The sequence below is a fragment of the Paralcaligenes sp. KSB-10 genome, assembly GCF_021266465.1.
Taxonomy (GTDB): Bacteria; Pseudomonadota; Gammaproteobacteria; order Burkholderiales; family Burkholderiaceae_B.
This window is the reverse complement of record NZ_CP089848.1, coordinates 3840248-3854145: the sequence shown is the minus strand read 5'-3', so window position 1 is coordinate 3854145 and position 13898 is coordinate 3840248. Positions and strand designations below refer to the sequence as shown.

General features: G+C 60.9%; 12 protein-coding genes and 1 pseudogene. 9 read left to right on the top strand and 4 right to left on the bottom strand.

The features are described 5' to 3' along the window. The first annotated feature begins 7 nt into the window (after positions 1–7). The 8 genes and pseudogenes from trpD to LSG25_RS17620 all read left to right on the top strand — a co-directional run bounded on the left by trpD (position 8) and on the right by LSG25_RS17620 (position 8594). Positions 8–1039: an anthranilate phosphoribosyltransferase gene (gene trpD / locus LSG25_RS17655; RefSeq protein WP_232742190.1), complete on the top strand. Its 1032-nt coding sequence runs from the start codon at positions 8–10 to the stop codon at positions 1037–1039. Further along, the gene (gene trpC / locus LSG25_RS17650) at positions 1036–1830 is read left to right on the top strand and encodes an indole-3-glycerol phosphate synthase TrpC (RefSeq protein WP_232742189.1); all 795 of its coding nucleotides are present in this window, start codon (positions 1036–1038) and stop codon (positions 1828–1830) included. Before trpD ends, trpC begins: the two co-directional genes overlap by 4 nt. A 76-nt stretch (positions 1831–1906) precedes the next feature. Then, complete coding sequence (pap, locus tag LSG25_RS17645; RefSeq protein WP_232742188.1) at positions 1907–3412, top strand: polyphosphate:AMP phosphotransferase; 1506 nt, start codon at positions 1907–1909, stop codon at positions 3410–3412. Between the two features lie 48 nt (positions 3413–3460). Further along, positions 3461–3748 (top strand): annotated as a pseudogene (locus tag LSG25_RS17640) (HIT family protein); the annotation flags it as partial. A 186-nt stretch (positions 3749–3934) separates the two neighbouring features. After that, positions 3935–4741, top strand: a complete 807-nt coding sequence (locus tag LSG25_RS17635; protein ID WP_370636018.1) for a uracil-DNA glycosylase — start codon at positions 3935–3937, stop codon at positions 4739–4741. 381 nt (positions 4742–5122) lie between these two features. Next, on the top strand, positions 5123–6919 hold the full coding sequence (locus LSG25_RS17630) for a DEAD/DEAH box helicase (RefSeq protein WP_232742187.1): 1797 nt from the start codon (positions 5123–5125) through the stop codon (positions 6917–6919). Between the two features lie 150 nt (positions 6920–7069). Beyond that, entirely contained in the window at positions 7070–7264 is a 195-nt protein-coding gene (locus tag LSG25_RS17625; protein ID WP_232742186.1) for a hypothetical protein, read from the top strand. Then, positions 7254–8594, top strand: coding sequence for a class I SAM-dependent methyltransferase (locus LSG25_RS17620; RefSeq protein ID WP_232742185.1), 1341 nt, complete (start codon positions 7254–7256; stop codon positions 8592–8594). Before LSG25_RS17625 ends, LSG25_RS17620 begins: the two co-directional genes overlap by 11 nt. Before the next feature lie 116 nt (positions 8595–8710). Here LSG25_RS17620 and LSG25_RS17615 read toward each other — a convergent pair whose 3' ends face one another. Beyond that, positions 8711–9835, bottom strand: a complete 1125-nt coding sequence (locus tag LSG25_RS17615) for a hypothetical protein (protein ID WP_232742184.1) — start codon at positions 9833–9835, stop codon at positions 8711–8713. Between the two features lie 56 nt (positions 9836–9891). Beyond that, a complete protein-coding gene (locus LSG25_RS17610) occupies positions 9892–12000 on the bottom strand; it encodes a lytic transglycosylase domain-containing protein (RefSeq protein ID WP_232742183.1) in 2109 nt (702 codons plus the stop codon). 27 nt (positions 12001–12027) lie between these two features. On the opposite strand from LSG25_RS17610, the gene LSG25_RS17605 reads away from it, so the two are divergent. Beyond that, positions 12028–12660 carry a 5-formyltetrahydrofolate cyclo-ligase gene (locus tag LSG25_RS17605; protein WP_232742182.1) on the top strand — a complete coding sequence of 211 codons (633 nt, stop codon included), beginning with the start codon at positions 12028–12030 and terminating at the stop codon, positions 12658–12660. A 63-nt stretch (positions 12661–12723) separates the two neighbouring features. Here the strand turns inward: LSG25_RS17605 and metF are convergent, their stop codons facing one another. Both metF and LSG25_RS17595 read right to left on the bottom strand, forming a co-directional pair. Continuing rightward, on the bottom strand, positions 12724–13557 hold the full coding sequence (gene metF / locus LSG25_RS17600) for a methylenetetrahydrofolate reductase [NAD(P)H] (RefSeq protein ID WP_232742181.1): 834 nt from the start codon (positions 13555–13557) through the stop codon (positions 12724–12726). Further along, on the bottom strand, positions 13554–13892 hold the full coding sequence (locus tag LSG25_RS17595) for a phage holin family protein (protein WP_232742180.1): 339 nt from the start codon (positions 13890–13892) through the stop codon (positions 13554–13556). Before LSG25_RS17595 ends, metF begins: the two co-directional genes overlap by 4 nt. Positions 13893–13898 lie beyond the last annotated feature (6 nt).

The following is a 13898-nucleotide window of genomic DNA, read 5'->3' as shown; positions in this document are numbered from 1 at the left end:
CATAATCATGACCATAACTCCCGCCGAAGCGCTGGCACGCTGCATAGAGCACCGCGAAATTTTCCACGACGAAATGCTGCACCTGACACGCATGCTGATGCGTGGTGAACTGTCGCCGCAAATCGCCAGCGCCCTGCTGATGGGATTGCGCGTCAAAAAAGAAACCGTGGGCGAAATCACGGCAGCCGCTCAGGTCATGCGCGAATTTGCGTTGCCGGTCGCCACACCCGATCCGGAAAACCTGCTCGATATGTGCGGCACCGGCGGCGATGGCTCGCATACCTTCAATATTTCCACCGCGGCCATGTTCGTGGCCGCCGCCACGGGCGTCAAAATCGCCAAGCACGGCAACCGCAGCGCCTCGTCCTCATCGGGCAGCGCCGATGTGCTGGAAGCACTGGGCGCCAATATCGCGCTGAATCCCGAGCAGGTTGCCCAGAGCATTGCCCAAACCGGAATAGGCTTCATGTTTGCGCCGGCCCATCACGGGGCCATGAAAAACGTGGCGGCAGTCCGCAAGGAACTGGCGGTCCGGACAATTTTCAATATTCTCGGGCCGCTGACCAATCCGGCCAATGCCTCCAATCAACTCATGGGCGTATTCCATCCCGATCTGGTCGGCATCCAGGTGCGCGTATTGCAACGCCTGGGCTCCAAGCATGTTCTTATCGTGCATGGCAAGGACGGCATGGACGAGGCCTCGCTCGGAGCATCCACGCTGGTGGGCGAACTCAAGAACGGCGAAGTCCGCGAATATGAGATCCATCCCGAGGACTTCGGCATGTCCATGGTATCCAACCGCTCGATCAAAGTGAACAATCGCGAAGAATCCGCGCAGATGGTTCTCGAAGCCCTGGAAAACCGTGCCGGCACGGCTCGTGATATCGTAGGCCTTAATGCGGGCCTGGCCATCTATGCCGGCAACAAGGCCGATTCCATCAAGGAAGGCCTGGCTCTTGCCTTTGAAGCTATTGCCAATGGGGCGGCGCGGGCCAAACTGGAAGAGTTCTGCACCTATACACGGAAATACAGCGCATGAACGATATTCTCGCCAAGATTCTCGCCACCAAGAAAATAGAAGTCGCCACGGCGCGGCAGATGCGCAGCGAGGCGGACCTTTTGCGCGAAGCCAAGAGTCGCAAAGATTTGCGCGGCTTCGTACGGGCCATCGATGAAAAGGTCGCCCAGGGAAAGCCCGGAATCATTGCCGAAATCAAAAAAGCCTCGCCCTCCAGAGGGGTGATACGCGAGAACTTCGTCCCTGCCGACATCGCCGCCTCGTATGCCGCGCACGGCGCCGCCTGCCTGTCGGTGCTCACCGATGTGCAGTTTTTCCAAGGCTCCTACGATTACCTGCGGCAAGCCCGGGCGGCATGCTCCCTGCCGGTCCTGCGCAAGGATTTCATCATTGACCCCTACCAGATCATCCATGCCCGCGCGCTCGGGGCCGATTGCATCCTGCTGATCGTCGCCGCCCTCAGTCCGCACCTGTTGCATGAACTCGAGGGCGTGGCCATTGAGCTTGGCATGGACGTGCTGGTTGAAGTGCATGATCGTGCCGAACTGGATCTGGCGCTCGAACTGCAAACACCGCTGCTGGGCATCAATAATCGCAATTTGCGCACATTCGAGACCACCCTGCAAACCACGCTCGATCTCTTGCCGGCCATCCCCGACCATAAGCGGGTAGTCACCGAAAGCGGCATACTCACACGGGACGATGTCGCGCTGATGCGCGAACACAAGGTCGACGCGTTCCTGATAGGCGAAGCCTTCATGCGCGCCCCCGAACCCGGCATTGCCCTGCGCGACCTTTTTGCCTCGGAATAAAGAGCTGGCAATGTATATAAGCCTCGCACCGGCATAGAATGGCACATCCGCCTATAAAACACTTGGGGACATGTCCATGTTTACCGCCGCCGAATCGGATCCCAGGCTAAGCAAAGAACAGGCTGAGCCGCTTGAAGCGAAACTTCGCACGGCCTTGCTCAAGGCGCAGTATGCGCGCCTGCAAAAGACCCAGCGTTCATTGCTGATTGTGATCGCCGGCATCGATGGCGCCGGCAAAGGCGCCGCGGTCAACCTGATCAATGAATGGATGGACGCCCGTCATATCCGAACCATGGCGTTTGGCGCTCCCACACCCGAAGAACTGCGCTACCCGCCATTATGGCGCTACTGGCAACAATTGCCGGCCAAAGGCCGCACCGGTATCGTATTCGGCTCCTGGTACCAGCCATTGCTTAAAGAAGCCGCCAAAAGAAAGCCCGACCAGGGCAAAATCCAGAATCTCGCCCAGGCAATTCAGGAATTTGAATCGATGCTGGCCCAGGATGGCGTGCAAATCGTCAAGCTCTGGTACCACCTCTCGCGCAACGCCCAGAAAGAACGGACCGACAAACTCCTGGGCAGCCCGGACACCGCCTGGCAGGTTCGCCCCGGCGAACTGAAAGTCCGGAAAAAATTCAATCGCCTGCGCGGCGCCGGAGAGCTCGCCATTACCCTGACCCAGGCCGATCATGCTCCCTGGCAGATCATCCCCAGCGCCGATCCCGATGTGCGGGCCGTTGCCACCGGCCAGGCCGTCCTGGCAGCCCTCAGGCAACGGCCCGCAAGCCGCTCCGAGCCGAGTCCGCAAAAGAAAATGACCTCGGCGGCCGAGGCGGCGGCTGTGAACAAAAAAACACCTCGGCGGCTGGAAAACCTGGACTACACAGCCCGGCTCGATGGCAAGGAATATGACGAGCAGTTGGCCGCCTGGCAAAGCCGGCTGGCCGGGCTGGTGCGGCACGATAAATTCAAGACACGGTCCCTGATACTGGCATTCGAAGGCCAGGACGCAGCCGGCAAGGGCGGTGCGATCCGCCGCGTGACACACGCGCTCGATGCCCGCCAGTATCATATCCATCCCATTTCCGCCCCCAGCGACGCGGAGCTCGCCCACCCTTATTTGTGGCGGTTCTGGCGTTCCTTACCTTTGCCAGGCAGAGTCTCGGTTTTCGATCGTTCCTGGTACGGGCGCGTGCTGGTCGAACGGGTCGAGAAACTTATCGCACCGCAAGACTGGCAGCGAGCCTACTCCGAAATCAATCAGTTCGAAGCCCAGCTCAGCAATAATGGCGCCATCATCGTCAAATTCTGGCTGGCCGTGACCGCCGACGAGCAGCTCCGGCGCTTTCATGAGCGCGAAGAATCTCCATTCAAAAACTTCAAGATCACTCCCGACGACTGGCGCAACCGGAAGAAATGGCACAGCTACGTGCAGGCTGCCGACGAAATGCTGGCGCGCACCGACACACCCCAGGAGCCGTGGCACGTGCTGTCGGCCAACGACAAACAGCACGCCCGCGTGGCTGTCCTCAGACACATCGTTGAAACTCTTGAAAAAGCGCTGGGCAAGGATAAAAATTGATACCGGCAATCCTCTTGCACATCTAATTATCAGCAGCCACAAATAGCCATGACGACAACCGGCAACTGCCCCTTGTGCCGCAACCCCGGCGACGACCTGCTTTGGCAAAACGCTCAAATGCAGGTGATCTCCGTGGCCGATTCGAACCACCCCGGCTTTACCCGGGTAATCTGGCGCGATCACGTCAAGGAAATGAGCGACCTGTCCCCGCGCGAGCGCCAGGACTTCATGGAGATCGTGTGGCGGGTGGAACAAGCTCAGCGGCAATCCCTGAACCCCGACAAAATCAATCTGGCCCAATTCGGCAATATGGTGCCGCACCTGCATTGGCATGTCATCCCACGCTGGCAGGGCGACAGCCACTTTCCGGAAGCGATCTGGGCTTGCGCACCGCCTCGCACCACGGCGCAAATCGACGCCTGGCAAGAGCAAAAAAGCCGGATCGACCAGCAAATTGCCGGCTACCATGCCAGATTGATCGCCATGTTGCCCAGCAACCAGGTCGCGACGGACCCCGCAAGCATGCCCAATACCCTTGATCCCGCCCTAGCGCAAAACACGCTGGACAGTCCACTGCTGACCCATCTGCAAAACCTGGACGAGGTCTGGAAGGAAACCCTGCGCATGCCCGAGCCCAAGGCCGCCTTGCGGCAATTGTCGGCATTTCTGGCCGCCCGGCTTGCCGCGGGCGCGGAAATCTACCCACGCTATCCTTTCCACGCGCTCGATTACGTACAACCCGATACGGTCCGGGTCGTCATCCTGGGACAAGACCCCTACCACGGCCCGAACCAGGCGCAAGGTCTGGCGTTTTCGGTGCCCGATACCTGCCCGTGCCCGCCCAGCCTGCAAAACATGTTCAAAGAACTGGCTCTCGAATACCCGGGCTTCGATGGTGCCCGCAACCGCAATGCAGGCAAGACCCAGAACAATAAACCATCTGGTTCTACGGGAATGGGCCACGACCTGTCGCCCTGGGCCGAGCAGGGTGTGCTGCTGCTGAATACGGTTCTGACCGTTGAGGCGCGCCAACCGGCTTCGCACGCCAGGCAAGGGTGGGAAGCCGTGACCGACGCCCTCATCAGCCGCGTGGCCCGCAGCCCGCAGCCCAAGGTATTCATGCTCTGGGGGTCGCATGCGCAAGCCAAGCGGCAGCTTCTACCCAGCAATGGACCCCACCTGGTCCTCGCGTCCAACCACCCCTCGCCTCTATCGGCCCTGCGGCCGCCCAAGCCGTTCATAGGCTGCAATCATTTCAAGCTGGCCAATGAATGGCTGGCCCAGCAAGGCCAGCCTCCCATCGACTGGACAGGAACCGCCGCAGCGTAGGAGTACCTCTGGTGGCCGCCCGCGGCTGGCGCCTATTGTCATTACCGCAACGGGCGAGCCTTGTGCCCGCCCACCGTCCCTGAAAGGCAATCCAATTTTTTCAGGGCCGAACGTCGTGTGGTTACAACATGGGGGGTTTCCCTTATTCGCAAACACGCTTATAATTTCCGCACTGCAACATTGACGCGTCGACATTTTTTTACAGCTTAGATGCTGTGTCTCAGCAGTTGACTGACTTATCAGCACCCATGTCGAACGCCATCGCTCCCTGACCCCCGAGCCTTTCGCCGCCTGCTACTACGGTACACGCTGCACTCCAGGTTGATTCGGTCGGCACGATGCTCCAATCAACCTGCGCCATATCTCATTTGAGACGGCGCTATGTGTATGCGCCGTTCAGTCGGCAAAGGATCACACATGTCTTTCGAAACCCTGGGTCTCGTACCCAGCCTCTTGTCCGCCGTTCTGAAAGCCGGCTTCACCGAACCCACTCCAGTCCAGGCCGCCGCCATTCCCAAGGCGCTGGAAGGCCGCGACCTGATGGTCTCGTCGCAAACCGGCAGCGGGAAAACCGCCGCTTTCATGTTGCCTGCGCTTAACCGGATTTCCCTGACGCCCGCCAACAAAGGCACCGGCGTGCAGGTTCTGGTACTGACTCCGACCCGCGAACTGGCCATGCAAGTCGATGCCGCAACCCGCTCTTACGGCGCTCACCTCAAAGATCTGCGCACCACGACTGTCGTCGGCGGTATGCCCTACGGCGCTCAGCTCAAGGCCCTGTCGCGCCGCGTTGACGTGCTGGTAGCCACTCCGGGACGCCTGATCGACCATCTGCAATCCAAACGCGTCAACTTGTCGACCGTGCACACCCTGGTGCTGGACGAAGCCGACCGCATGCTGGACATGGGTTTTATCGAAGATATTGAAGCCATTGTTGCCCGTATTCCCGAAAACCGCCAAACGCTGCTGTTCTCGGCCACGCTGGACGGCACGATCGCCCGCCTGGCCGGCAAAATGATGCGCGACCCCCTGCAGATCGAAGTCTCGGGCCACAAGCAACAACACACCAACATTACCCAGAACCTGCTCTACGCCGACGACAACAGCCATAAAATGCGCCTGCTCGATCATCTGTTGCGTGACGCCAATCTGGACCAGGCGATTGTCTTTACCTCCACCAAGCGCGGCGCCGACGATCTGGCCGACCGCCTTTCAGGCCAGGGCTTTTCGGCTGCGGCATTGCATGGCGACATGAATCAGCGCCAACGTACACGCACGCTGGGCATGCTGCAAAAGCGCCAACTGCGTATCCTGGTGGCAACCGACGTGGCCGCCCGCGGCATCGACGTGCAAGGCATCAGCCATGCCATCAACTACGATTTACCGATGCAGCCTGAAGACTACACCCACCGCATTGGCCGTACCGGCCGTGCCGGCAACAGCGGTCTGGCCTTTACCCTGGCCGTTCACTCGGAACGCCACAAAATACGCCGCATCGAACATTTTATTGGCCAGCCTATTCCACCCCAGGTAATCGAAGGCCTCGAGCCCAAGAAAACCGTGCGCCCCACTTACACCGATCGCAAGAGCAACGGCAAGAGCTTCAGCGGCCGTGGTGGTTTTGGCGGTGGCAAGCCCAGCTACGATCGCAAGCCTGGTGCAAGCCGCCCTTACGGCGACAAACCGGCCTACGAAGGCAAGCCGCGTTTTGGCGACAAGCCGGCCTATGAAAGCAAGCCCCGGTTTGGCGACAAGCCCGCATACGAAGCCCGTTCGGGCTTTGGCGGCGACCGCCCCGCACGCAGCGGTAACGGCGAACGTGCCGGCTTTGCCGACCGCGCTCCTCGTAGCGAACGCCCCAGCTACAACGACCGGCCACGCGCCGACCGCCCGGCATTTGGCGCCCGCCCCGGCTCCGATGCGCCGCAACGTGAAACGCGTGCCCGCACCGATCGACCCAGCTTCGGCGACAGGCCGGCGCATGCCCGCCCCTCTTTTGGCGACCGGCCGGCCAGCGCCAATCGCGACTTCGCTCACAAAGGCGCAAGCAAGCCCGACAGCCGTCCCGGCACACGAGAGCGTGCTCCCGCCCGTCCTGGCTTCGGTGCCAGGCCAGGCGCCAGCCGCGGCAAAAGCGCCCCTGCCACAGGCGCGCATAAAGCCCGAAGCTTCAGCTAAACCACGGCGCAATGGACTCGGCGCAATCCGGGTCCGCACCGCCAAAAGGCTCCGCTCCACGCGGGGCTTTTTTTTTGCGCTATAAAATGCAAGGCAGCCAGGCCAGGCCTCCCCGGCCCGCCCACTGCATTCGATTTTTTACCGATCCCGATGAAACAGCTTGTCCGCAAACCTCTGTTATTAGCCATGCTGCTGACTCTCCCCCTGTGGATTGCATTCGGCAATTTCATCGTGGCGGTAACCATAGCGCTTCTGCTCGCCTTCCTGATTGCCATGTGCTACGCGCTCTACACCTTCAAACATTCTGCCAATAAAAGTACTCGACCGGACAACCATGACGATTAACCCTCACCCCGCCATTCCCTCGGGCCTGCCCGCGCTGGATCCCGCATCGCGCCAGCACCAGCGGGCGGTGGAGGCCTGTCTGATCCGGAACATCGAAGAAGCAACCCTGGGCTTCCTGCCGTTCGAGCAATGGATGAACCTGGCGCTATATGCCCCGGGCCTGGGCTACTACGCCGCCGGCAATACCAAGTTTTCCGGCGACCTGCCCACAGGCGATTTCACAACCGCTCCGGAACTCACCCCCCTGTTCGGCCAGACGCTGGCCCGCCAGACGGCACAAATATTGGCCGCCAGCGATTCGAACCGGGTGCTGGAGTTCGGCGCCGGCTCGGGAGCTCTGGCAGCGGCACTGATCCCCGCCTTGCGGCAGCTCGGCATCGATGTGGACTACCAGATACTTGAAATCTCAGCCGATCTGCGCGCGCGCCAGCAACAGAACCTGGCCGGATCGGGCGCACCCATTACATGGCTGGATCATTTGCCCGAAACATTCTCAGGCTGTGTCATTGCCAACGAGGTGCTCGACGCGATGCCCGCTACCTTGTTCCGCTGGGGGCAGAACGAAAAACTGTATGAAATCGGGGTCAGCCTGAGCGCCATCGACGGCGACATCAGCACCATGACGCTGGCGCAACGGGCTACCCGGCTGGCCCATGCCGGACACGCAGGAGGCACCGAACAGCCGCAATCCGGCCCATTGCCCAACGCCGATGCCCAGGCTATCAATCGGTCACCGACAGATGCGCCCCCCCCGGCGGTGCCGTTCATCTATGTCGAACGCCTTGCTTCGCAGGCCTTGCAACAGACCGTGGCACAACGCATGCCCGCCCTGGCGGGGTATCAATCGGAAATCAACCTGCAGGCCGAGGCCTGGATCCGGCAGATGGGAAGCTGGCTCGAACGCGGCGCCGCCCTGCTTATAGACTATGGCTTTCCGCAACGCGAGTACTATCATCCGCAGCGGGCGACAGGCACGCTGATGTGTCACTTCCGCCATCACGCGCATAGCGAACCATTGCTGCACGCCGGTTTGCAGGACATCACGACTCATGTCGATTTCACCGCCATGGCCGATGCCGCGTTGACAGCGGGCCTGGACGTGCTGGGCTATACGTCGCAGGCGCGGTTTTTAATGAATGCCGGCCTACCGCAGTTACTTGCCCAGCTCGATCCCAGTGATGCGCAGCAATACGCCAGGGCCATGGCGCCTGTGCAAAAACTGATTGCCGAGACTGAAATGGGGGAATTGTTCAAAGTGCTGGCCATAGGCCGCGGCGTCACCGGACCGTTGACGGGCTTCGCATCCGGCGACCGTCGGCATCGCCTGTAAATGGGCGGGTGTGGGTGGAGGCCAGGTTGAGGAGCAAAGCGACGATCTGGCCGGAATCCATACCCGCCCATCGCAGCGCACGAAGCCAAAAGCGCGCCGAACCAAACCAAGCCGCATTAAGCAACCCCCCGACTACTCTCCAGCGCTTCCAAGCGCGCCTCGCGCAATGCCGCCTTGATTTGCCCGGCCTGGCCGCCACACGCCTTCGCAATGGCTCCCGCGTCAACCGATCGAACCGCCGCCACGCGCTCTTGCCAGGCAGCCAGATCAACCATCGCCACACAGGCCGAGGCATTGAGCAGATCCAGGAAACGCGCCGGCTTGCGCAAGGCGTCGCAGTGTTCGAGGAGGTCCAGCCATCCTTCAGGAGCGCTGCCGTTTCGCGCATCATGGACCGCCGCCACTACCACAGGCAACAGGCGCGCATAGTCCCGGCATTCGGTCGGAGCGCGCAAATGTGCGGCCAGGCCCTCGGGCCGCGCCGACAAGCGGCAGAGCAAGGCAAAGCGCGAGGCAAGCGGCAAGCCCGCGCGCGCCGCCGCTGCCAGTTGCCCATCGATCTCATCGTTGAACACCAGGCCGGGCATAACCCTGGCCAGGGCGCCCGTGGACTCAAGCACCTGGAACATGCGGCCCGGATGCCCCGTCATCAGGCCCTTGACCATTTCACGCCACACCCGTTCCGGCACCAGTGCATCCACCTCGCCATCAGTCACCAGTTTGCGCGCCAGCACCAGCGTTTCAGGCGCGATGGAAAAATCGTGGAAACGCGCCGCGAAGCGGGCCAGGCGCAGCAAGCGCACAGGATCTTCCACAAAGGCCTGTCCGACATGGCGCAGTACCTTCGCCTTCAGATCCGCTTGCCCGCCCAGGGGATCCACCAGATGGCCGTCGGCCGCCTGGGCGATGGCATTGACGGTCAGGTCCCGCCGCTTCAAATCGGCATCCAGCGTGACATCGAGCCCGGCGTAGAATGTGAAACCCTTGTAGCCGCGCCCCGACTTGCGCTCGGTGCGCGCCAACGCATATTCTTCCTTGGTTTCCGGATGGAGGAAAACCGGAAAATCGCCGCCCACCGGAATGAAGCCGCGCCTGGCCATCAATTCCGGCGAGGCACCCACCACTACCCAGTCGCGGTCGCCGGCAGGCAGGCCCAGCAAGCGATCCCGCACCGCGCCTCCGACGATATAAACGTCGAGGCCCTGGGTACAAGAGTCATTGTCGGTCTGGCGTGTGCTCATTATTCAGTGGTATGTGGCGGGCGGATCCCGTAAGGCCGGCCTTGTGCCCGCCAGGTCTACGGCAAATCGACCTTCTCATTGGGCTCGGGGGAAATCACCCCCAGCCTCGCTTTCAGGGAATGCGGCTGGCCCGTGAACATGGCGGAGTAATAAGCGGCGTTGGACATCACATTCTTGACATACAAACGCGTTTCGGTGAAGGGTATGGTTTCGGCAAAGATCGCACCCTCTACAGGGCCGCTGAGTTTGGACCGCCATAGCACCGAGCGCCGGGGTCCGGCGTTATAACCCGCCGTGGCCAGCACCTGCGAGCCGTTCAGGTCTCGCAGCACCATGCTCAGGTAATTGGTGCCCAGCACCGTATTGGTGTCGAAATCGTTGACCGACGAAGGCGTAAAGTCGTTCATGCCGATCTTGCGCGCCACCCAACGGGCTGTCGCCGGCATAAGCTGCATCAGGCCCGAAGCCCCGACACTTGAGCGGGCATCGGTAATAAACCGCGACTCCTGGCGTATCAGCCCGTATACCCAGGCCGGATCCAGGTTGATCAAGCGCGCCTTTTCGGTAACACGCCCCTCGAAAGGCGCAATAAACCGCTGCTTGAAGTCGATTTCCTGTTTGGTTTTCAACGAGGTGTTCACCACCCGGTCAAAAATCTGCTCCTGGCGGGCAAGCTCGGCAGCGGCCAACAGTTGACGGTCGCTCATGCCGCGGAGCGTGTAGTTCCATTCCGGAACTGCCTCGGGACGCCATCCCAGGCGAAACAGCTTGATGGCCCGCAGCAAGCCCGTGTTGGATCTCGCGACGTTCAGCTCCAAGGGTGTTACCGCGGGCGGAGCGGGCGGAATTGGTATGGGCCGGCCCAGCTCTTCATTGGCCAATTGGCCGTAAAAATTCAAATCTTTTTCTATCGACACATAGCGCGCCTTGGCTCCCGCCTGATCGCCCTGCGCCGCCAGGGCGCGTCCGTACCAGTAGGTCCAGACCGGCTCGGCCTGCTGCGCAGCCGACATTTTACCGATAGAGCGCTTCACTCTTTGCCAATCGATTTTGCCTTGCCGCAACTCGATGCGAACTTCCCAGGCGTGGTTGTAGTCGGTCATGGGCACATTGCCCGAACGCCGATACCACTGCACAGCCTGGTTTTCGAGATTAAGCGCGGACATCAGCCCGAACTGCCCCCATACCCATTCGATATTGGCCTTGGGCAACACCCTGGACCATTTGCTTTCGACATAGTCGGCCGCGGAGTCTCGATCGGAACTGCGTGCCAGACGCGCCAGGGCCAGCGTGACAAGTTCGATTTGCGCCTGCGATCCAGGCGCCTTCTGCGAAGCGAGCCACTGCTTGGGGTTTTTCATAAGCGCCCGATACGCGACCATTTCGGACGGGGAAAACATTTCATCGGCCAGTCGCTGCGCATCGCCGGTTTTATTGTTTTCGATTGCGGCGCGCAACATGGGCTCGAGCTGCGACCATCCCACCACTTTGCTGGTAACGAGCAAATCAAGCAAAGCCCAGCAGGTGCGTCCCGGCGCGAACGCCGCCACCGCCTGTGCCGCGGACACCCGCTGCCCCGTCATGGCCTGCGCCTGCAAGCGGGCGCATTCGACTTGCGCATTACTGACCACCACAGGGCCCAGGCGATTTATCGTTGCATAGTCGCCGGTGCGGGCCGCGGCAAGAATCCAGTCGGCCTTGAGGCGATCAGCCAGATATTCATCATGGGTGGTCGACAGGAACTGCTGCAGCTCGGCGGTAGGCGCCGGTACCGTGGAATCCTGGAGTTGTTGGCGCAAATACCAGTAAGTGGGGTAATCGCCCAGCAATGGATCGCCCTTGGCCTGTGGCACCAACGCGGCGAGCCTGTCCCATTGCCGGCTCTGCATGGCGGCACGCGAATCAATCAGCGCCTGCTCGGCGCCGGGCGATGCCGCTAGTGAAGGCAAGGGCGCAGGCGCCGAGGGCAAGATCGGCTCGAGAGAGGCTTGCAAGGACGGCGGCGCCGTGGTGGCGCTGGCGGTGTTGTCGGGCAGCTTTGCACCCGCACAGCCGGCCAGACCCAACGAAAGCGCAAGCCACCAGCTCCTGCGCGACAGCGTGCGAAAGGTTATGCCGGAAAGATTTTGCTTTTTCTGATACCTTTGTCTTTGCTTCAATAACATCGTGTCCCGACCCCGATAACATCACCCATGAATAACAGCATAGAGAATACCGCAGTCCCTCTCCGGGCGCGACTAAAACAGTTGCGCACCGACATGAGTCCCATTGATCGGCATCGGGGAGCCCTGCTCATCAGAGGGCGCCTGTTTACATGGCTGGCCACAACGCGCGCCGCCCTGCGGCAGGCCAACCGGCCCGCACCCCGGCACATTGCCGCATTCTGGTCCCTGGAAGAAGAACCCGAGCTCCAACCCTTGCTGCATCAATGGGTGGAGGAGGAAGGCCTTACGGTGTCTCTGCCGGTGGTGGCTGCCCCGAACGCAGCGCTGGAATTCCGCCTGTGGACACCCGACACCCCCATGGCCACCGGATCCTACGGGATTGCCGAACCGCAGGGCGCACCCGCTCCGCCTCCGGATCTGATGCTGGTGCCGACTTTGGGCTACACCCGCCAGGGCGATCGCGTCGGCTACGGCAAGGGCTATTACGACCGCACCCTGGCCGCGCTCAAGTCGCAATCCCATCGCTGCACGACCATAGGCATTGCCTGGGCATGCGGCGACCTGTCGAACCAAAGCTATGTCCCCGCGGCACACGACATCCGGCTCGACGCCATCCTCACAGACAAAGGCTGGGCAGTACCGGCGCCTATACTGGTTTAAGACGGCCCAGAGGGGCGGCCACCAGGGCCGCCGCCCCCGCGTCTTAAGAACGGTATCTACAGTTCAGCGCAAACCGCGATGAATGGCCTGGGTTACATCGGCGTTATTAAGCGTATAAAAATGCAAACCCGGCGCCCCCTGGTCGAGCAGACGCTGGCACATCTGCGTAATCACATCGACCCCGAACGCCTTGATCGACGCACGATCATCGCCAAATTCAGCCAGGCGCAGACGGATCCAGCGTGGAATTTCCGCTCCGCACATGGTCGAAAAACGCACCAGCTGCGAATGATTGGTAATCGGCATGATGCCCGGCACAATAGGTATTGAAACCCCTTTGGCCTGTGCCCGATTCACGAAATCGAAATACGCATCGACATTGAAAAAATACTGCGTGATCGCGCTATTCGCCCCGGCCTGCACCTTGGTAACAAAATGGTTCAGATCGTCGAAAGACGTGAGCGCCTGCGGGTGCATTTCCGGATAAGCCGCAACCTCGATATGAAACCAGTCGCCGCTGTGTTCCCGGATGAAACTCACCAGATCGCTGGCATAGCGCAGTTCGCCCGCGTCGCCCCCCATGCCCGACGGAATATCGCCGCGCAAGGCCACGATGCGCCGGATTCCCGCGGCGCGGTAGGCGTCCAGGATTTCGGTCAGCACTTTGCGGCTGGAACCTATGCAAGACAGGTGCGGAGCCGCATCGTAGCCCAGGTTCTGCATCAGGCTTATCGTGTCGGCCGTACCCGAGCGGGTCGAGCCCCCGGCGCCGAAAGTGACGCTGACATAACTGGGCTGCAAGGCCAGCAACTGCTTGGCCGAGCGCACCAGTTTTTCTTGTGCCGCAATATCGCGCGGAGGGAAAAATTCCAGGCTGATGGCGTGTTTGAAACTCATTGACCCAACAACCTCGACAACAGCCCCGAAACGATGCTATAGACAAACGCCCCCAGCACAGCCCACCAGAAGCCGTTGACGTGGAAGCCTTTCAGGATTGAACCCGCAAACCAGAATACCAGCGCATTGAGCACCAGTAAAAACAGGCCCAGCGTGACTATGGTTATCGGCAGCGTCAGCAATATGAGCACCGGCTTGACCAGCGTATTGAGCAGGCCCAATACCAGCGCGGCAATGAGCGCCGACCCGAACGACGAAACAGTAATGCCAGGCAAGATATACGCCACGACCAGCAGCGCAACCGCGTTCAAAATCCAGACCAGAATGATTTCCATCTTTGA